General features: G+C 59.8%; 15 protein-coding genes. 9 read left to right on the top strand and 6 right to left on the bottom strand.

Features of this window, described 5'->3' with window-relative positions:
* From QZY01_RS00955 to QZY01_RS00945, 3 genes are all read right to left on the bottom strand, one after another.
* Complete coding sequence (locus QZY01_RS00955; RefSeq protein ID WP_294532280.1) at window positions 1–882, bottom strand: hypothetical protein; 882 nt, start codon at window positions 880–882, stop codon at window positions 1–3.
* A gap of 10 nt (window positions 883–892) precedes the next feature.
* The gene (locus QZY01_RS00950) at window positions 893–2,575 is read right to left on the bottom strand and encodes a trypsin-like peptidase domain-containing protein (protein WP_294532277.1); all 1,683 of its coding nucleotides are present in this window, start codon (window positions 2,573–2,575) and stop codon (window positions 893–895) included.
* Window positions 2,576–2,700: 125 nt separating this feature from the next.
* A complete protein-coding gene (locus QZY01_RS00945; RefSeq protein ID WP_294532275.1) occupies window positions 2,701–3,450 on the bottom strand; it encodes an N-acetylmuramoyl-L-alanine amidase in 750 nt (249 codons plus the stop codon).
* Between the two features lie 73 nt (window positions 3,451–3,523).
* Here QZY01_RS00945 and QZY01_RS00940 point away from each other — a divergent pair, with 73 nt between their 5' ends.
* Window positions 3,524–4,366: a tetratricopeptide repeat protein gene (locus QZY01_RS00940; RefSeq protein ID WP_294532272.1), complete on the top strand. Its 843-nt coding sequence runs from the start codon at window positions 3,524–3,526 to the stop codon at window positions 4,364–4,366.
* Window positions 4,367–4,466: 100 nt separating this feature from the next.
* Here the strand turns inward: QZY01_RS00940 and QZY01_RS00935 are convergent, their stop codons facing one another.
* Window positions 4,467–6,185: a hypothetical protein gene (locus tag QZY01_RS00935; protein ID WP_294532269.1), complete on the bottom strand. Its 1,719-nt coding sequence runs from the start codon at window positions 6,183–6,185 to the stop codon at window positions 4,467–4,469.
* A gap of 270 nt (window positions 6,186–6,455) precedes the next feature.
* Window positions 6,456–6,929, bottom strand: a complete 474-nt coding sequence (locus QZY01_RS00930; RefSeq protein ID WP_294532266.1) for an integrase core domain-containing protein — start codon at window positions 6,927–6,929, stop codon at window positions 6,456–6,458.
* A 337-nt stretch (window positions 6,930–7,266) separates the two neighbouring features.
* On the opposite strand from QZY01_RS00930, the gene QZY01_RS00925 reads away from it, so the two are divergent.
* A complete protein-coding gene (locus QZY01_RS00925) occupies window positions 7,267–7,590 on the top strand; it encodes a hypothetical protein (RefSeq protein WP_294532264.1) in 324 nt (107 codons plus the stop codon).
* 368 nt (window positions 7,591–7,958) lie between these two features.
* Window positions 7,959–8,591: a tyrosine-type recombinase/integrase gene (locus QZY01_RS00920; RefSeq protein ID WP_294532261.1), complete on the top strand. Its 633-nt coding sequence runs from the start codon at window positions 7,959–7,961 to the stop codon at window positions 8,589–8,591.
* A gap of 249 nt (window positions 8,592–8,840) precedes the next feature.
* Here QZY01_RS00920 and QZY01_RS00915 read toward each other — a convergent pair whose 3' ends face one another.
* Window positions 8,841–9,539 carry a cyclic nucleotide-binding domain-containing protein gene (locus tag QZY01_RS00915; RefSeq protein WP_294532259.1) on the bottom strand — a complete coding sequence of 233 codons (699 nt, stop codon included), beginning with the start codon at window positions 9,537–9,539 and terminating at the stop codon, window positions 8,841–8,843.
* Between the two features lie 315 nt (window positions 9,540–9,854).
* On the opposite strand from QZY01_RS00915, the gene QZY01_RS00910 reads away from it, so the two are divergent.
* The 6 genes from QZY01_RS00910 to QZY01_RS00885 are packed head-to-tail and all read left to right on the top strand — an operon-like array spanning window position 9,855 to window position 20,190.
* Window positions 9,855–12,590: an MFS transporter gene (locus tag QZY01_RS00910; protein WP_294532256.1), complete on the top strand. Its 2,736-nt coding sequence runs from the start codon at window positions 9,855–9,857 to the stop codon at window positions 12,588–12,590.
* A gap of 21 nt (window positions 12,591–12,611) precedes the next feature.
* Window positions 12,612–16,376, top strand: a complete 3,765-nt coding sequence (locus QZY01_RS00905; protein ID WP_294532253.1) for a nitrate reductase subunit alpha — start codon at window positions 12,612–12,614, stop codon at window positions 16,374–16,376.
* Between the two features lie 10 nt (window positions 16,377–16,386).
* The gene (gene narH / locus QZY01_RS00900) at window positions 16,387–17,913 is read left to right on the top strand and encodes a nitrate reductase subunit beta (RefSeq protein ID WP_294532251.1); all 1,527 of its coding nucleotides are present in this window, start codon (window positions 16,387–16,389) and stop codon (window positions 17,911–17,913) included.
* A complete protein-coding gene (gene narJ / locus QZY01_RS00895) occupies window positions 17,913–18,650 on the top strand; it encodes a nitrate reductase molybdenum cofactor assembly chaperone (RefSeq protein WP_294532248.1) in 738 nt (245 codons plus the stop codon). Before narH ends, narJ begins: the two co-directional genes overlap by 1 nt.
* Before the next feature lie 14 nt (window positions 18,651–18,664).
* Window positions 18,665–19,360, top strand: a complete 696-nt coding sequence (gene narI, locus QZY01_RS00890) for a respiratory nitrate reductase subunit gamma (protein ID WP_294532245.1) — start codon at window positions 18,665–18,667, stop codon at window positions 19,358–19,360.
* 5 nt (window positions 19,361–19,365) lie between these two features.
* Window positions 19,366–20,190, top strand: a complete 825-nt coding sequence (locus QZY01_RS00885; RefSeq protein WP_294532242.1) for a peptidylprolyl isomerase — start codon at window positions 19,366–19,368, stop codon at window positions 20,188–20,190.
* The last annotated feature ends 1 nt before the right edge of the window (window position 20,191 follow it).

The following is a 20,191-nucleotide window of genomic DNA, read 5'->3' as shown; positions in this document are numbered from 1 at the left end:
TCAATTCCTCGGTTCGTCGCTAGCCAACGCAGCGGCAATGTTTTGGCGTGCGGGCGAAAAATTCGGATTTTCGGTTTGGGCGAAATAACCGGGTGCGTCGCGCGCGGCTCCCTTTCGCGGTGAAGGGCAGGTCTGCTGTTGACGCGCCAGATCGAGTTCGGCCTGTTCGATCTGGCGCAAAAGCCGGATACCCTCGGCAGAGGCGTCATCCGCGAATGAGATTGCCGGGCAATTGCCAATGGCCACGGGCGAGAAAGGCGACCGGAATTGCAGGCCGCAGGCGGGAAGCAATTCGGCGTAGATCGTTCCCATAAGAGAAATGAAAACAAACCAGAGGAACGGCGAAAGCCATGACGCCCAGCGCCGCTTGCGCTTTTCTGGGTCGGTAGCGACGGTCGGGGGCGGCACCGTATCCAAAATGACGGTCGCGCCCGAAATGGCGGCGGACGCAGCCGTTTGACTGTCGGCGAGGGCGAAGCCCCAATTGACGACGAGCGGCGCTCCTTTGTAAAGCCATAGGTCGTCGACCGGAAATATGGTGGCGTCGCGCAGGGCGCGGGCTAGGTTGCGACTATTCGTGCCTTCGCCGTCAAGGCGGTCGGCCAGGGCGCGGATGGCGCCAATCTGCATGTCGCATCGCGCCTTCAACAAGGTTCGATATTCTTCTGGAAGGTCACGAATATTCACCGGCGCCGGCGCCGCATCGACGAACCAGTCGCGCGTATCAGAATCCCGCGTCTCGAATTCGGCAAAAAGATTGGCGTAAGTCGGGCCGAGTTGGCGCTCGATCACCGCTGTGAGCAAATCGCGCTGAAGATCGGCGGTACGGCCCGCAGCATGCAGCCCGCGTAATTTTGTGGTGGTGAAAAGCAGCGTTCCCATGGCGCACCCGTCAATTTGGACCGGTCGCAGGCCTTGGTGCCGGCGTTTCCGGTCTCGGGGCTGGCGACTCGGGTTTGGGCGGTGCGAGCGGCGCGCATTCAGCGTCTGCCTTTACGTATGAAATATCGTGGCTGTCGAGGAATTTTCGCAATTCCTCCGCATCGAGGGACTCATTGTAAGTTTGGAAGTTTTGTGTCTGGTCCGAGTCGAATGAGAACCAGGAATTGACACCGACGGCGCAGGCCCCCTCATCGACCAGCGGACCGCCGGAATTGCCGTGGCCAATTTGCGCTGTGTGAATGATGGCGCCGACCCCGTCCGGCTTCTGAAATTGACGCGAGGTGACGATGCCTGCTGAAATATTGGCCTCGGGCAACTGATCCGTCCGGCCGAGATCGATGGTGGAGATCACGGCTCCGGGAAACCCGGCAGCGAGAACTGGACGCAATCGCCCCGGCGTTACGCCGATGCGCAAGGCAGGGACGGCCGAGCCAGACTCAATTTCGAGCACAGCCACATCCTGGGTGCCGCGTTCGCGCCCGGCGCCAACGGCGGCGACCCGCGCCTTGACGAAGCCGCCCAAAGCTCGATTGCCTACCATGACCCCAGAGGCGTCGCCTACGACATGGTGGTTGGTGACAATATTGCGCTCGGAAATGAAAAATCCCGACCCGCTAGAATTGCCGTTGACCACCAAGACCGTCGCCTTGTCGATCAAATCGGCGAGTGAGGAGGCGCCAGGCTGGCTCTGTCCCTGTCGCGGCGCAACGGGAACAGTAGTTTTTTCGGGCGCCACCGGCAGCAGTTTCTGTTCGCCCTGGGTATTGGGCGCCAGGCAGACATTGCCAGCAGCCTGTTTGAGCTGCGCCAGGCGCTCTGCCAATGCCTGATTGGTCTGACGCTGCAAATCCACCCGGTCGGCGAAACTTTGCGCAATCGGCGCGTCGGGATATCGGAGCAGGTGGAAGAGATCGATGACCGCCAGCACTAGCGCGGCCGTGGCGACCGCGATCAAGGGCGCGAGCCAAGGGCGGCTTAGGGGCGGGGCGAGCGGCGCGGCCTCGGCGGCCGAAGATTTCGCGGCGGCGGCCTTCACAGAGGTTGCAGGAGCCGCCGCACCAGGTTCGGAATTGTCTTGCGCGTGCGCTAACCGGGTGGCGAAAACGGCGGCTTCGGGATCCGAAAAAGGCGGAGCCGGCGCGTCGTCTGGCAAGACCCCGCCAAGAACACGGCGGAAATGGGCTTCACGGCTCGCACTGGCCTCGCCCGTGCAGGCCGGGACCATGCCCCAATTAGTCAAAACCGGTTGGCCGGCGATGGAAACCACATCCTTGGGGTCGAGAATATAGAGCCAGGACGCGAAAACCGGACCACTGGCGGGACCGACGAACAGGCTGGCGAAACGCGCTAGGCGATCGCGCAGCAGGGCTGTAGCCCGCGCCTTGTCCGCAGGGTCAAGCTGTGAAAGCGGGACGGTAGAGCCTTCAAAAGCCGCATACCAGGTCACGAGAGCCGGCTTGCCTGGACGGGCGGGGTTGCGCACTGGCTCTGCAAACAGGCCCGCGACTGGGTCGCCGCATTTCTCGCGGACGACGCCAATTAATTCGGAAAAACTGTCGATGGAATCCTTGCCGCCAACATGAGCTAACGCGACATTGCCGAGCTCGGTGGTTCCCAGCAGGTAGTCGTGCACGACAACACCCTTCAAAAAACGACCTTCAAAACTCGCAAGACTTCTTACGCGCCTCAAATATGCCGCAAATTACGCAGGCTTGGCGGCGCCGTCAATCTGCAACCGCGGTGGACCTGAATTTAAGCTCAAGGAGGAAAGTCGCAGAACTGCAGGACGGCCTGGGCGACGCTCTCGGCGATTAGTGCTCTTCGCTCGGGCGTCGCCGCGCGCCGCTCCTCATCGCGATTAACGATCACACCAGCTTCGATCAGCGCAGCCGGAGCCCGCACGCGCCGCAGGATGACCAACCCATCATAGGCGTATATTCCTCGATCCGGGTCGAGTAAAGTCTTGTTTTCATGCGAAATTGGCTCGGCATGATGCCTCGAGAAAGGAAGGCCGCGCGTTCGTAGCGCGTTTGCGAGCGCCGTGGCGAAGGACAGGCTTCGGTCGAACTGGACATTGTCGCGGGAGACAAACAAAGACCAGCCTTGAAAACGGTCCGAGTAACGTTCAATCCGTCCATTTGCCGTCCAGAATTGCAAATATTGCGGCTGGACGGAATCATGATGGATCGACAGGAACAGGCGCGGATGGATGGCGTTCGCCCGCGCCGCGCGAGAAATAAGGCCCCCGCTTTCGCTCTGAAGCACGGTCACAGGATAGCCGCCGACGAGCAATTGCTTCTCAATCGTGGTCGCCAGATCGCGGTTGAACTCAAATTCGGGCCGCCCGGTGGCGCTGATGGCCCCAGGCTGAGAAGGGCTATGGCCGATGTCGATTACGACCGGAAATGAGGCCGCGTCACAAGCGCTGGCCGGGGAGCTTTGATGGGCAACCGCCAACAGGACAGCCCGGAACAATATTTTCAAATAAAAATACTCATTTCGTTCCATCTTTTGCTTCAAGCGTCACCAGCTATTTTGGCCAAATTAGAAAATTCGTCCGTCTCTGACGAGCTAAAAAGCCTTGCCAGTCGTCGCTAAAATCAACAAAGAGGTTGTCATTGACTCTCATAGCTTAGGCGTCAACATGTCACCATTCCCGGTTATCTTCCGAAATTGCGCCTTTTCGGTGCTTTTGGCGCTTGATATTTTTCCGCTGTTTCCCGCCGTGGCCGCCGCCGATGCAGCGAGTCAGTGCAAGCGCGCCAGCCAGGCCAATGAAAAATTGCATTATTGCACTCAGGCGATCGCGCAAACGAGCGATCCCCGCTTGCTCGAGCGTTTCTATCTTCGGCGCGGCAACGCCTATCTGGAACTCAAGCTCTATGCCGATGCCAAGAAGGATTTTTCCAAACTGATCGCCCTCAATCCCGGCATCGCCGGTTATTTCGACAATCGCGCGTTTGCCTCACAGGAACTGGGCGATATGCAGGATGCGCTTGCTGACGCCAATCGCGAAGTGGCCTTGGCGCCCAACGCGACCTTCGTCTATCGCAGTCGGGGGCTTCTTTTCGAAAAAATGATGGATTATCAGCGATCTCTGAGGGACTTTGAACAAGCCGCCGCAATCGACCCAAACAACATTGGGCTTGTCATCGACAGGGCGCGGCTGAAGTCGAAATTGGGGCGGGTATCGGAAGCCGTTATGGACCTCAATGGTGTGATCAGCCGTGAACCTGGTAATCTCTGGGCTTATCGCGAGCGGGGCCTAGCCTACGTTCTCATGGGCGACACCGCCAATGCCGAACAGGACCTTGAGTTTTTCGCACGGACCGCTCCGAACGATGAAGAGGTTCAGAGCACGCTCGCTATCGTCCGCGCACGGCAAAGAGCAGGAACTCCAACTTCCAGCATAGATCCTAACTGATCATTTGCCAGGGCGATATCCGTCTCGCCATGATGCACCTCCATTTTCATTAAACACTAATTCGGTGTAGGTGGAACCCGCAGCAGCTCGCGAAATTATTTCAGTTACAGAAGATTAGGAAGCATTTAGGCTGGCGGCGCTTCTCTTCGCGGACCTTTTCGACTGTTCGTTTGGTGTTGATGAGGCGGATCTCGGTTTTGAAGGCGCCTAAACCGGTTAAGGTCGCTTTGGCCATATCGTCGGGAACTTTCGAGAAACCGGCGGCGGCCCAGGTTGCGCTGATGCGCGCGGCCATTTCTTCTCGATTGTTCATGTCTGGGATGGCGAACCCGTCCTGCTCACGCGCCGATTGCTCATGGAGTGTAGTCACCAGCGAGTCGAAAGTGGCGCAGTAGATCGTTGTTTCGATCTTTTTCTCGGCTAAAGCGCGGGTCTCACATTGCAAGATGACCTCGTTCACTCGAGCCCAGCCTTTGTATAGCAACGTACGAGCGAGGCCCTTGCCGGCGTTTGTCGCCTCATTTTCAAGGATAGCGGGAAAGATGAAAGGGTCCGCCGACTGGACTTGTATTTGTGCCGGCGGTTGTGGCGCGACTCGGCGGTCTCGACAAGTTCTCGCGGAATTTTCCGCGACCTGAAGCACACGCGAAACATAATTGCTGGTGGGAAATGCGGACGTAAAGCCGCTCGCGCATTTCGCAGTGTCGCAAGCTTCGTTCGCCGAGACGCACTCGTTGAAGGTTGCGAACGCCGCTTCTTCCCGTTGGCGTTTGCATTCACCGCTCGCGGTCTGGGCAGACTGTCTCAGGCTTGAGACGTAAGGCTCCGCCGTCAGGCGATTGCGGTATCGTTCGACGCAACCGCCGCGGTCGCAGGCGTTGACTGTCGCCCTGATACATTCATTGAACGCGGCAAAATCGCTCGCGAGTTTCAGATCGGCGTCTGTCTGGCAAGTCCGATCCATTTCGCGCTTGGCCGAACTCACATCGGCAGTGTGTGCGCCAGACGGAAAATCGGAGATATATCTATCGGCGCAAACTTTTTGCGCACAGCCCGGCTTCCCGGCAAGGCATTTCAAGAAGCCATTATAGGCGAGTTCTTCTTGATCAGGCGCCTTGGGCGCCTCGGCGACAGGACAAGACACAACGGACCGCGCAATGCGTGATTCATGTAAGGAGCCATCGATATTGCAAACGAGCCGCTGGGCGAATTCTGCGTTTCGCAACGGAACAAGAGCTGCAAGCGCCACGACAAGAATGCCGCCAATGACGAGCCATCTAATGAGAGCCGAATTCCGTGGCGTGGCGGCGATCGCAGCTGCATGAACATCTGGCGGGACCGGCGGAGCGACCGGTGGCGGCGGAAGTGGCGTCGAGAGCGGTGGCGGAGTCGGCGGCGGAGTCGGCGGCGGAGTCGAACGTTGCGAGCTGTTCTCTGAAATGGCGATTGCGTCGGCGCCGGCCTTCACGAAATCAAGTTTTACACGGTCGGGCATCACGTCGCCGCTTGCCGCTCCCGCGCTGGGTCGGATCTCCGCCCATACAACGTTGCCGACCACGCCCCCGGCGCCGTGCACTGCAACAGGCGTGTCCGACGGCATGAAATCGACGATTGCAGGTCCTAGGAGGACGCTATTGGCGTCCACCGAATTGACCTTGAAGTAAATGGGCTGCTTCGACCATTTCCCTGCTTCGGCGAGATAAAGGCCCGAGCTTCGATCTTCAAATGCGATATCGTTCGGCAGTCGGGTACCATCGAGCCGCAAAATGGCGTATCCGCCGCCCGGCTTCGTCTTATCATTGCTGACTTTCAGCGTCACAATTCAGGCTCCGTCGAAAACACTTCGTCATCCAAAAAAATCTTTGGCGCACAAGGGTAGCCAAATGCGCTGACTTTCAATGGCTTGGTTCACTTTATTGGCAACCTTCGTCGAAAAATCTGGAGCAAGCTACATCCAGTTGCATTCGAGGAGTGGCGTGTCAATCATCGCGTAAGTTATTGGAGGCGAAAACCGCCTCACTGGAGTGGGCCCCTCCGGGCGGACAGGGATCAGGCGGCTGATTTGACCGCCCGCTGGGCGGTGGTGATCCTAGAATTTCTGAGGGCTCCTGTAGCCGAGTGCCGAATGAAGCCTGCGGCCGTTGTAGACCTCTTCGATGAAGCGCGGAAGATTTTCCGCGACATCGGCGAAGGTCTCGTAGGCCATTTGATAGACCGCTTCAGCCTTCAATGTCTTCATGAAGCTCTCCGCCTTTGCGTTGTCGTATGGGTTGCCGTGCCGTCCCATAGAGCCGACGAGACCTTGCGCATCCAAGGCTTCCCGACAGGCCAGCGCGGCGCATTGCGAGCCGCGGTCGGAATGATGCACGTAACCGGTCGGAGACTTTCGGTTCTCGATTTCGGCGTTCAGCGCGGAAAGCGTCAGCCGGACGTCGATTGAGCGGCTGATCGCGTAGCCGACGACGCGGCGCGACCAGGCGTCGAGAATTACCGCGACATAGTCGAAGCCCGCCGCGATGGTGACGATTGTGAAGGCCTTCTTCTGGCCGAGCCTCGTCCGCATCCGTCCCGAGGCGGCGCCGAACCGTGAAGAAGCGCAAGCGGCGAGGCGGCCTCAGGCATGTCGAGTCCCAAGCGCTATCTCTGGACCATCGCCGCAGTGCTGCAGCCGCGGAAAGTCCTGCCGCGCGACTGGAACTGGAAGCACGTGTCGCCAGCACTTGAGTAATCGAATATGGTGTCTTTTCGGTGTAAGATCGCTACCTTGATGATGCTGTAATGACATTGCTGGCTCCGCGATCTCGTTGCCCGTCAACGATCAGGACAACCAGCACTGCCGGCAGCCGTCAAGCTGATAGTTGGGCGACGAAATGTAGCTTATTTTTCGGTCAGAGAAGCGCATGAAGAGAACCCTCCTTTTATTTTTTTTGATGTTTCACGCATGTGGAAGTCAGGCTGCTTCCACGCAATGGTATATAATGCTTGGTGCTTTTAAGGAAGAAACCCACGGAGAAATCGCCGCCTCCAATTTGCGAAACACTGCTTTGAAATGCGGATTCGACGCAAAGTTTGACTATTCAGTTACCTTGCGTGGAACAACTCTCGGTTATGTAGTTACGTTCATTGGCCCGTTTGGAAAACGGTCGATTGCTGAAGACCTACTTCCTGGCGTTAAGGCATGCATCCCGGAAGCTTACATCAAGCAAGTGATTCTCGGCGATTGAAACCACACTTCCAACAGTTTTTTGCGGTGATTTCGAAGACAACGAAATTCATGGAGGTGTGTCCGACTGATCGGCAGAGCCCACCGAGTAGGCGGAACTCTTCTTCAACTCTGGAACGAGACGCAATAGCGCGTCGCCGGACAGACGACACTGCCGAAAAAAGCAATCCTTTCTCGCTGGAATGACAGCTTTTCGCCAATCCATTGATCGACGATGGACGACCGCTTCTGGCGCCGAGCCGGCGTACAGCGGCCATTTTGAACGGCAGCTACGCTCGGCTTGGACCTTCAGAGCAGCCTACGCGTTATATTTCAGGCTCGCATGGCGCGGGGATCTCGGGTGGGAGGGTAGGACGGAAGGCTACATCCATGTCCGAGACCCACATCCAAAAAACGGCCCATCGCGAAGCGCCCTGGAACAAGGGACGACTGGTCGGTCAAAAACGCCCCCTCAAACCAAAGGAGGTCTGGAATATCCGGGCCCGCCTTCAAATAGACGCGCGAAGGCGCGACCTCGCCATGTTCAACCTGGCGATCGACAGCAAACTGCGGGGGTGCGATCTTGTCCGGTTGAAGATCGACGATCTGTGCATCGGCGGTCACCTGCGCGACCGCGCAACGATCATTCAGAAAAAGACCGGCAGGCCAGTTCAATTCGAACTCACGGAGCAAACTCGGGCGTCGGTCGAGGATTGGCTGGCGATACTCAAAATCCGAGATGGGCGTTTTCTTTTTCCAAGCCGGGTCCATGAGGAGCCCCACATTTCGACGCGACAATATGCTCGAATCGTCCATGGCTGGGTAAAAAGCGCCGGCATGGACGACTCGGCCTACGGTACGCATTCGATGCGGCGAACGAAGGCTTCCCAGATATATAAAAAGACGGGAAATCTGAGAGCGGTCCAGCTTTTGTTGGGGCATTCGAAGTTGGAAAGCACCGTTCGCTATCTCGGCATCGAGGTGGATGACGCGCTCAGCATTTCCGAGCAGGTAGAATTGTGACGGAACGGTTGCGGCGCTGCCGGACGGCGGGGCCGCAACTTGACCACAGCGGTTATTCCGGCGGCTTTCCCAAGGACAGCGGTCGTCGAAAGAGCAGCCTGACCGGGGAATTTTGACCCAAACCGGCCGTTCCCCGAAATCGACCAGTGCTTAAATGAAAGGTTCAAAGCGGACCTTCGCCAAAAATGAATCCTTCCAGAGAAACGACGATCGCCATGAACGCTCCTTTCGGTCGATGGTGGTTCGACGTCAAATCGTTTCATCGTCGATCAACGGGTCGGGATGAGCCAGTTTTTCCAGCGCCTTCCAGTCCTTGACGATTATAGTAGCACTATCGACGTGGACATCATATTGCGCCAGTGTCGCAAACGCGCGCGAAAGTACTTCCGGGGCCATCCCGAGGCGTGCGGCCAGAATTTTCTTCTCGTAAGGCAAAACGAAACGATGGCCGCCGCCAGTCTCCTTGTCGCGATGTACCAACCAATTGGCAAGGCGCTCCAGGCTGGTCCGCAACTTCTGGTTCTTCAGCTCCTGCGCCACATTTCGATAGGAATTGGCCATTTCCTCGGCGATGGCCGTCGCAAAGCCCGCGTCGCCGCGCATGGCCTGGCGCACCGATTCTGAGGGCAGCATCAGGATACGGGCCGGCTCCATCACGCGCGCCGATTGCAGGTAAAGTCGGTCGAGCACGACTGCGGCGACGATGAACGTATGCGGCGCGCCGATCACGGCAATCGTCGTTTCCCGGTCCAGATAGGCGGCGGAAAGCTCGATCGAGCCCGACAAGACCGCATAGAGGAAATCGGCTTTCTCGCCTTCTCGCGTCAGGTTCGTATGGGCGGGAAAGCGCTGGACGAAAGCTCCGCGCAGCAGAAAATCGGCCGTTTCGGGACGGCAGGCCGCAAGAAGCGGCAAACGGACGATTTCTTCGCGTTCTTCCGCGCGCATGGTCTGCTCCCCCTTCGCCGGCCTTCGATGGCGCCCGATACTTGATATTTATCAAGTCACGGTCCGCCAATCATTGCCCGCGGTCAAATGAAAACGTGATGAGACAATTGACAAAAATCTAATAACTTATTGTTTTTCCAATAATAAGTAAGTTTTTTGATCGAGATCAAGGAGACATTCGCGCCCCTGTCGCCAGGTGCTCCGAGGTCGGAGGCATGGCGTGAGTAGTTTCCGAAGCTGCCGGGTCGCCATCGAGGCCCGGTAGAATCCCCTACTTTAGGGTTTCCTTTCCTGGGCAGGTTGGCGGATTTGAAGATGACAGACGCATTGCAGGATCGTGGCGCGCAGAGACGCGCGCTTTGGATTTCGACCATCGCCTTCACCCTGTGCTTCGCGGTGTGGACGATCTTCGCCATTATCGGCATCCAGATAAAAAAAGACCTGGGCCTCAGCGAGACGCAATTCGGCCTGCTGGTTGGCACGCCGATCCTGACCGGATCGCTCATCCGCCTGGCCCTGGGCGTTTGGACCGACCAATATGGCGGGCGCCGCGTTTTCACCTTCGTCATGCTGGCCGCCGCTGTCGCCACCTATTTGCTGACCTATGCGCAAACCTATCCACAATTCCTGATCGCCGCGCTTGGCGTCGGCATCGCCGGCGGGTCCTTCGCGGTCGGCATCGCCTATGTGTCGCGCTGGTACGAGGCCGGAAAACAGGGTACGGCGCTGGGCATTTTCGGCGCCGGCAATGTCGGCGCGGCGCTTACCAAATTCTGCGCGCCCTTCGTGATGATAGCCCTGGGATGGAAGGGCGTCGCTGACGTCTGGGCGGCGGTTCTGGCCCTGATGGCGGTGGTGTTCTGGTTCACCACGAAGGAAGATCCGGTGGTGGCCGAACGTCGCCGGACCGGCGCAACGCCTCCGAGCGCGTGGCTCGAAATGGAGCCGCTGAAAAACGTCCAGGTCTGGCGCTTTGCTCTTTATTACTTCTTCGTCTTTGGCGCGTTTGTCGCTCTGTCGCTGTGGTTGCCGCAATATCTGATGAATGTCTACTCGGTCGATCTGAAGACCGCCGGCATGACGGCTGCGCTGTTCTCACTGCCCGCCAGCCTGTTTCGCGCCTATGGCGGCCATTTGTCCGACCGTTATGGCGCACGCACCGTGATGTACTGGACTTTTCTCGTCGCGATCGTCTGCACCTTCATCCTGTCCTATCCGCCGGCGGAATATGTGGTGCAAACCGCCTATGGAGCAAAGGCATTTCATCTCCAGATGGGCCTGTCCGGCTTCATCGTCACGATTTTCGTGCTCGGCTTCTTCATGGCGCTCGGCAAGGCCGCCGTCTACAAGCACATCCCCGTCTATTATCCCCACAACGTCGGCGCGGTTGGCGGTCTCGTCGGCATGATCGGCGGCCTAGGCGGCTTCGTTCTGCCGATCGCTTTCGGCGCCCTGCTCGACCTGACGGGACTGTGGACGAGCTGCTTCATGCTGCTGTTCGTGATTGTGTCGGGCGCGCTTGCCTGGATGCATTTCTCGGTCCGTCACATGGAGCAGGGCGCCGTGGCCAGCGCGCTCAAAACCCTGCCGCAACTGCCGGAAATGCAGGACATTCATACGCCGGAGCACGTCGGCGCCCTGTCCGGCGCCGTGCTGCAGGACTGGCGTCCGGAAGACAGGACCTTCTGGGAAAAGAGCGGCCGCGCCATCGCGCGGAAGAATCTGTGGCTGTCGATACCCTCGCTGTTCCTCTCCTTCGCCGTGTGGCAGGTGTGGTCGGTGGTGGTGGCCAAACTGCCGCTGGTGGGGTTCAAATATTCGACCGATCAATTGTTCTGGCTCGCGGCTCTGCCCGGCCTGACGGGCGCCACCTTGCGCATTTTCTACTCTTTCATGGTGCCGATTTTCGGCGGTCGGCTCTGGACGACTCTCGCCACATGGTCGCTGCTGATCCCGGCGGTCGGCATCGGCTTTGCCGTGCAAAATCCAGACACGCCCTATGTCGTGCTTATGATCCTGGCCTTGCTGTGCGGGTTCGGCGGGGGCAATTTCGCCTCCTCGATGGCCAATATCTCGTTCTTCTTCCCGAAGGCGGAAAAGGGCAACGCCCTGGCGCTCAACGCCGGCCTCGGCAATCTCGGCGTCAGCGCCGTGCAGTTCCTGGTTCCGCTGGTCATCGCCTCCGGCGTGTTCGGCTGGCTTGGAGGCGCGCCGGAAACCGCCGGCGAGGGCGCGAAGGCGACCACGCTGTGGCTGCAAAACGCCGGCTTCGTATGGGTACCGTTCATCGCAATATCGGCCTTCGCGGCCTGGTTCGGCATGAACGACATCGCTTCGGCCAAGGCCTCCTTCGCCGAGCAGTCGGTGATTTTTTCGCGCCGCCATAACTGGATCATGTGCGTCCTCTATACGGGCACATTCGGGTCGTTCATCGGCTATTCCGCCGGCTTCCCGCTGCTCAGCAAGATCCTGTTCCCGCAGATCGACGCGCTGCAATTCGCCTTCCTCGGCCCGCTGGTAGGCGCGCTCGCGCGCTCGGGAACCGGCTGGGTCGCCGATCGCTGGGGCGGCGGACGCGTCACGCTTGGCGTATTCATCGGCATGATGATCGGCGTGCTCGGCGTGATCTACTTCATAGGGATCAAGGACCAACCTGGCGCCTTCTGGGGCTTCTTCTCCTGCTTCCTGTTCCTGTTCCTGATGACGGGCATCGGCAACGCCTCGACCTTCCAGATGATCCCCAACATCATGCGTAAGGAAATCGCGCGCCTTGAGCCGCAACTGGACGCACCTTCGCGGATAAGGCAGGCGGAAAAGGAATCGGCCGCGATCACCGGCTTTACTTCCGCCATCGCCGCCTATGGCGCCTTCTTCATCCCCAAATCCTACGGGACGTCGATCGCCTTGACCGGCGGCGTTTCGGGCGCGTTGTGGAGCTTCTTCGGCTTCTACGTGATTTGCGTCCTCGTCACCTGGGCCGTTTACACCCGCAAGGGCGGCTTGCTGCATGACGTCGAACGCGCCGTCGCCACGCCCTCTCTCGCGCAATAAAGACAATCGGAGTTTTCGCGCATGAGCCATTTTCTCGACCGGCTGACCTTCTTCCAGAGGTCGAAAGAGCCTTTCTCCAATGGTCACGGCATCACCACGACGGAAGACCGCAACTGGGAGGACGGCTATAGAAAACGCTGGCAGCACGACAAGGTCGTGCGCTCGACCCATGGCGTGAACTGCACGGGTTCGTGTTCGTGGAAAATCTATGTCAAGGGCGGTATCGTCACCTGGGAGACGCAGCAGACCGATTACCCGCGCACGCGGCCGGAACTGCCCAATCACGAACCGCGCGGCTGTCCGCGCGGCGCGAGTTACAGCTGGTATCTCTATTCCGCCAACCGGGTGAAATATCCGCTGGTGCGTTCGCGCCTCTTGAGGCTTTTCCGCTCGGCGCGGCAGAGCTTGCCACCAGTCGCAGCCTGGGCCTCCATCGTCGAGAACCCTGTCCAGCGCGAGTCCTATACCAGCAAACGGGGCCACGGCGGGCTGGTTCGGGCGTCGTGGGACGAGGTCAACGATATCATCGCCGCCGCCAATGCTTACACGGTCAAAAAGCATGGGCCGGATCGCGTCGTCGGCTTCTCGCCCATCCCCGCCATGTCGATGGTGTCCTATGCGGCAGGCGCCCGTTATCTGTCGCTGCTCGGCGGCGTCTGCCTGTCGTTCTACGACTGGTATTGCGACCTGCCGCCGGCCTCGCCGCAGACCTGGGGCGAGCAGACCGACGTGCCGGAATCGGCCGATTGGTACAACGCTGGCTTCCTGATCCTGTGGGGCTCCAACGTGCCGCAGACGCGCACGCCGGACGCGCATTTCTATACCGAGGCGCGCTATCGCGGCGCCAAGAGCGCGGTCATCTGTCCCGATTATTCCGAGGCCGCCAAGTTCGGCGACATCTGGCTTTCGGTGAAGCAGGGAACCGACGCAGCGCTGGCCATGGCGATCGGCCATGTGATCCTGCGCGAATTCCACATCGACAAGCAGGTCGATTACTTCGTCGATTACCTGAAGTGTTACACCGACATGCCCATGTTGGTGAGGCTGGTCGAGAAAGACGGCCGTCTCATTCCCGACCGTTTTCTGCGTGCGTCCGATCTGGATGGGGCGCTGAACGAGACCAATAATGCGGAATGGAAAACGCTCGCCTATGACCGCAAGAGCGGCGAACTGGTGGCGCCGAACGGCTCCATTGGCTTCCGCTGGGGCGAGAAGGGCAAATGGAACCTCGACGCGAAATCCTCCGATGGGTCGCCGGTCGATCTGCTGCTGTCGCTGAAGGATCGGGAGCACGAGAAGGTTGACGTCGCTTTCCCCTATTTCGGCAATATCGCGCATGAGCATTTCGCCAGTTCCGACCATGCCAGCATCTTGCAGCGGCGCGTTCCCGCGACGCGGCTGAAAACGGTCGAAGGCGACGTTCTGGTTGCTTCGGTCTACGATCTTTTCCTCGCCAATTACGGCGTGGACAGGGGTTTTGGCGGCGACAACGTCGCGAAAAGCTTCGACGAGAACACGCCCTATACCCCTGCCTGGGCGGAGGCGATCACCGGCGTCGCGCGCGAAAAAATCATCCAGGTCGCGCATGAGTTCGCGCTGAACGCCGAAAAGACCAAGGGGCGTTCGATGGTCATCATCGGCGCGGCGATGAACCATTGGTTCCATTGCGACATGAACTATCGCGGCGTCATCAACATGCTGGTGATGTGCGGCTGCGTCGGCCAGTCCGGAGGCGGATGGGCGCATTATGTCGGACAAGAAAAGCTGCGGCCGCAATCGGGCTGGGCCCCGCTCGCCTTCGGCCTCGACTGGGGCCGTCCGCCGCGCCAGATGAACGGCACGTCTTTCTTCTACGCTCATACCGATCAATGGCGCTACGAGACGCTCGACCCCAAGGAGATTCTCTCGCCGACGGCACCCGCCGGTCCCTGGGACGGCGCGGTAATCGACTACAACGTGCGCGCCGAGCGCATGGGCTGGCTTCCCTCCGCGCCGCAGCTCGAACAGAACCCGCTGACGCTGGCGGCGAAGGCGGCGGCAAATGGATTGGAGCCAAAGGATTATGTCGCGCAGGGACTGGTCTCGGGCGAACTGAAACTGTCCTGCGAAGATCCCGACGATCCCAAGAACTGGCCGCGCAACATGTTCGTCTGGCGCTCCAACCTGCTGGGCTCCTCGGGCAAGGGCCATGAATATTTTCTCAAACATCTGCTGGGGACGTCGCATGGCGTATTGGGGAAAAACCTTGGCGAGGAGGGCCGCGCCAAGCCGAGCGAGGTCGCCTGGCGCGACGAAGCGCCGGAAGGAAAACTCGACCTGTTGGTGACGCTCGATTTCCGCATGTCCACGACCTGCGTCTATTCCGACATCGTGCTGCCGACCGCCACCTGGTACGAGAAGGACGATCTCAACACGTCCGACATGCACCCGTTCATCCATCCGCTGACCGCGGCGGTGGACCCGGCCTGGGAATCGCGGTCCGACTGGGAAATCTACAAGGGCATCGCCAAGGCGTTCTCGGCCGTCGCGCCGGAGGTTCTGGGCGTGGAGAAGGATGTCGTGCTGACGCCGATCATGCACGATTCCCCCGGCGAAATGGCGCAGGCGCTCGACGTCAAGGACTGGAAGAAGGGCGAATGCGCCGCCATTCCCGGCAGGACCATGCCTGCCGTCACGGTGGTTGAGCGCGACTATCCCAACCTCTACAAACGCTTCACTTCGCTCGGCCCGCTGATGGACAAGATCGGTAATGGCGTCAAGGGCATAGCCTGGGAAACTGGACACGAGGTCGAGTTGCTCAAGCAGCTGAACGGTCGCGTGACCGAGGAAGGTCCGACCAAGGGGCTGGCGCGTATCGACAGCGCCATCGACGCCGCCGAAGTCATCCTCATGCTCGCCCCCGAGACCAATGGCGAGGTCGCCGTGCGCTCATGGGAGTCCCTGTCGAAAACCACGGGCCGCGAACACGCCCATCTGGCCCTGCCGAAAGAAGACGAAAAAATACGCTTCCGCGACATCGTCGCGCAGCCGCGCAAAATCATCTCGGCGCCCACCTGGTCGGGGCTGGAGAGCGAGCACGTCTGTTATAACGCGGGCTATACCAATGTGCATGAGTTGATCCCGTGGCGCACGCTGACCGGGCGCCAGCAGACCTATCAGGATCATCTGTGGATGCGGGCGTTTGGCGAAGGGTTCTGCGTCTATCGTCCGCCCATCGACACCCGCGCGATCAAGCCGGTGATCGACAAATATCCCAATGGCGAAAAGCAGATCGTCCTTAACTTCATCACCCCGCATCAGAAGTGGGGCATCCACTCCACTTACACCGATAATCTGCTGATGCTGACGCTTTCGCGCGGCGGGCCGATCGTCTGGATCAGCGAGGTCGACGCCAAACAGGCGGGTCTCGTCGATAACGACTGGATCGAAGCCTATAATTCCAACGGCGCGCTGGTGGCGCTGGCCGTCGTCTCGCAGCGCGTCAAGCAGGGCATGTGCATGATGTATCATGCGCAGGAAAAGATCGTGAACATGCCGGGCTCGCAGACGACGGGACGGCGCGGCGGCATCCATAATTCGGTGACCCGCACGGTGCTCAAGCCGACCCACATGATCGGCGGCTACGCCCAGCAAAGCTACGGCTTCAATTATTACGGCACGATCGGCACCAACCGCGACGAGTTCGTCATCATCCGCAAGCTTTCCAAAGTCGACTGGCTGGAAAAGCCGCTCGACGAAAGCAGACAGGGCGCGTCTCGCGGCCCGCTCACGACCGCAGCGGAATAAGGGGAAGCACATGAAAATCCGCGCTCAAATCGGCATGGTGCTGAACCTCGACAAATGCATCGGGTGCCACACCTGCTCCATCACCTGCAAGAACGTCTGGACATCCAGAGAAGGCATGGAATACGCCTGGTTCAACAATGTCGAGACCAAGCCCGGCATTGGCTATCCCAAGGATTGGGAGAACCAGAAGCGCTGGAAAGGCGGCTGGAATCGCAAGACCAGCGGCGCGATCGAGCCGCGCATCGGCGGCAAATGGCGCATTCTGGCCAATATTTTCGCCAATCCGGACCTGCCGGAAATCGACGATTATTACGAGCCCTTCACCTTCGATTACGAGCATCTGCAAAAGGCGCCCGAGCTCGAAGCCGTCCCAACCGCGCGCCCGCGCTCGCTGATTTCAGGCGAGCGAATGGAGAAGATCGAGTGGGGTCCGAACTGGGAGGAAATTCTCGGCGGCGAATTTTCCAAACGCTCCGTCGACAGCAATTTCGAGGGCGTGCAGAAGGAAATGTACGGCCAGTTCGAAAACACCTTCATGATGTATCTGCCCCGGCTTTGCGAACATTGCCTCAATCCGGCCTGTGTCGCCTCCTGTCCGTCGGGCGCGATCTACAAGCGCGAGGAAGACGGGATAGTCCTGATCGATCAGGACAAGTGCCGGGGGTGGCGCATGTGCGTCTCCGGCTGTCCCTACAAGAAAATCTATTACAACTGGTCCTCGGGCAAATCGGAAAAATGCATCTTCTGCTATCCGCGCATCGAGGCCGGACAGCCGACGGTCTGTTCGGAAACCTGTGTCGGACGCATCCGTTATCTCGGCGTGGTGCTTTATGACGCCGACCAGATCGAGGCGGCGGCGAGCACGCCGGATGAGGCCGATCTTTACGCCGCGCAGCTGAAAATATTTCTCGATCCCAGCGACCCGAAGGTCATCGCGCAGGCGCGCGCCGATGGCGTGCCGGACGCCTGGATCGAGGCGGCTCGACGCTCGCCGATCTGGAAAATGGCGATGGAATGGAAGGTCGCCTTCCCGCTGCATCCCGAATATCGCACCTTGCCGATGGTCTGGTATGTGCCGCCGCTGTCGCCGATCCAGTCCGCCGCGGAAGCCGGCAAAATGGGTATGGACGGCGCCATGCCGGACGTGAAATCGCTGCGCATTCCGCTGCGTTATCTCGCCAATCTGCTGACGGCGGGCGACGTGGCTCCCGTGGCGACCGGCCTGGAGCGGATGCTGGCGATGCGCGCCTATATGCGCGCCAAAACCATTGATGGCGTGATCATCGAGAGCATCGCCGCAAGGGTTGGCCTCACGGGCTTGCAGATCGAGGACATGTATCAAACCATGGCCATAGCCAATTACGAGGATCGTTTCGTGATCCCGACGGCGCATCGCGAAACGGGCGAAGACGCCTTCGATCTGCGCGGCTCCTGTGGCTTTTCCTTCGGCAATGGCTGTTCCGGCGGCGAAACCGAAACCAACCTCTTCGGCGCTCCCAAAAAGCCGCGCGCGAAAACGCCGATGGAGGTCGAGTGATGCAAACGTTCAGAGCCTTGTCGGCGATCCTCTCCTATCCGAGCCAACCGTTTCTCGACGCCCTCGACGAGATCGGCGCCGTCATCGAAAGGGAGGCGCTGGCGCCGCCCGTCGAGCGGCGCGCGCTCCTTGCCTTGCTTGAACAGTTCAAGGGCCGCGATCTCTATGAATTGCAGGAGCAATATGGCCTGCTGTTCGACCGCACCCGTTCGCTGTCGCTGCATCTATTCGAGCATGTCCATGGCGAAAGCCGCGACCGCGGGCAGGCGATGATCGATCTCAAGGCGGTTTACGAGGCAAAAGACCTTCATCCCGACCCGCGCGAACTGCCGGATTTTTTGCCGCTATTCCTGGAATTCGCGTCGCTGCTGGACCTTGAGGCGGCGCGGGAATTGCTCGAACAACCGGCGCACGTCTTCACCGCTTTGGCCGAGCGCCTGCGCAAGAGAGACTCGGGCTTCGAGGTGGTGTTCCTGGCGCTTATCGCGATCGCCCGCGCAAAACCGGACGCCGCCCTGCTGGAAGTTCTGCGCGCGGAGCCCGATCCGGCGCCGGATGATTTCGAGGCGCTCGACGCCGCCTATGATGAGGCGCCAGTGGACTTTGGAGAGGGCGACGATCCCGCCAATTGCGGCAAAGACACGTTGGCGGCGAAACTGCGTCAGGCGCGCCGCCCTGCGCCCGGCCTCGAGACCAAGGGCCAGCGTCCAGTTTTCACTCATTCCACCAACATCTGAAGGGAAGGCGCGCCATGAACGCTTATGTCAATCATGCGCTGTTTGGCTGGTATCCCTACCTGTGCCTGACGGTCTTCCTGCTGGGCAGTTGGCTTCGCTTCGACCGCGAGCAATACACCTGGCGCACCGGTTCGTCGCAACTGCTGCGGCGCAGGCAATTGTTCTGGGGCTCGAACCTGTTTCATGTCGGCATCCTCATCATCTTTCTCGGCCATTGCGCCGGCCTGCTGACGCCGATCTGGGTGTTCGACGCGGTGGGCATAAGCCATGGCTTCAAACAAGGGTTGGCGATTGTCGTCGGCGGTTTCGCCGGATTGATCTGCCTCGTCGGCATTGCTCTTCTGACCCATCGCCGCCTGCTCGATCCGCGCATCCGCGCCAATTCCTCCTTTGGCGATACGGCGATCCTGCTCGTCCTGTTCGCGCAATTGCTGCTGGGCCTCTCCACCATCTTCGTTTCTCTCGGCGCGCTCGACGGTCATGAGATGGTCAAGTTCATGAACTGGGCGCAGGGCGTGCTCACCTTGCAGACGGACGCCTGGGAAAATGTCGCTGATGTCCCGCTGGTGTTCAAACTGCATCTCGTCCTCGGCATGACGATCTTCCTGCTGTTTCCGTTCACGCGGCTGGTGCATGTCTGGTCGGCCCCTATCTGGTATCTCGGCCGCAAGGGCTACCAGATCGTGCGCACGCGCGTTCCGGCGGAGTAAGTGAAATGAACGCTTGTACACCTGGCCTTGCGCCGTCCCGCAAAATCATCAGCGTCAATGGCGTCGCCATTGCGCGCGAGGAAATCTCTCGCGAGGCGCAAAATCATCGCGCCGCGACTCCCGCCGCCGCCTGGCTCGAAGCGGCTCAGGCGCTGGTGATCAGGCAACTGCTGTTGCAGGAAGCGCGCCGCCTTGGCCTGCGGCCCGAGCCTGAAACGGACGACCACGGGCGCCGGGAAACCGACGACGAGGCCTCGATCCGGGGTCTGGTCGAGCAAGAGGTGAAAACCCCGACGCCCGACGTGCCGGCCTGCCGCCGCTATTACGAGCAGAACCGTTCAAAATTCCGATCGAGCGATCTCTACGAGGCCGCGCACATCCTGATCGCCGTCAAGCCCGACGATCCGCAACAGGTCGAAGAAAAGCGCAGGAGTGCAATGGAGCTGATCGCAATTCTCGGGCGGGATCCCGAATCGTTCGCCGATGCCGCGCGTGTCTATTCCGCCTGCCCCTCGCGCGAACAGGGCGGCAACCTCGGCCAGATTTCGCGCCGGCAGACCGTGCCAGAATTTGAAAGCGCTCTGACCCGGCTGACGCCCGGAGTTATTGCGCCCGAACCGATCCAGACACGTTACGGTTTTCATGTCGTGCGTCTCGATCGCAAGATCGAGGGCGAAGCCATGGCCTTTGAACTGGTCGGTGGCCGCATCGCGGCCTACCTCACGCAGAACTGCCGCCGACGCGCCGTCGCGCAATATATCGGTATTCTCGCCGGGCAGGCGCGCATAGATGGCTTTTCCCTGCTCCCGCCAAAGGGCCAGCCACTGTGAT

This window comes from uncultured Rhodoblastus sp., from assembly GCF_903903185.1.
Taxonomy (GTDB): Bacteria; Pseudomonadota; Alphaproteobacteria; order Rhizobiales; family Beijerinckiaceae; genus Rhodoblastus.
Note: the sequence above shows the minus strand (reverse complement) of the source record. Positions and strands in the feature narration are given on the sequence as shown.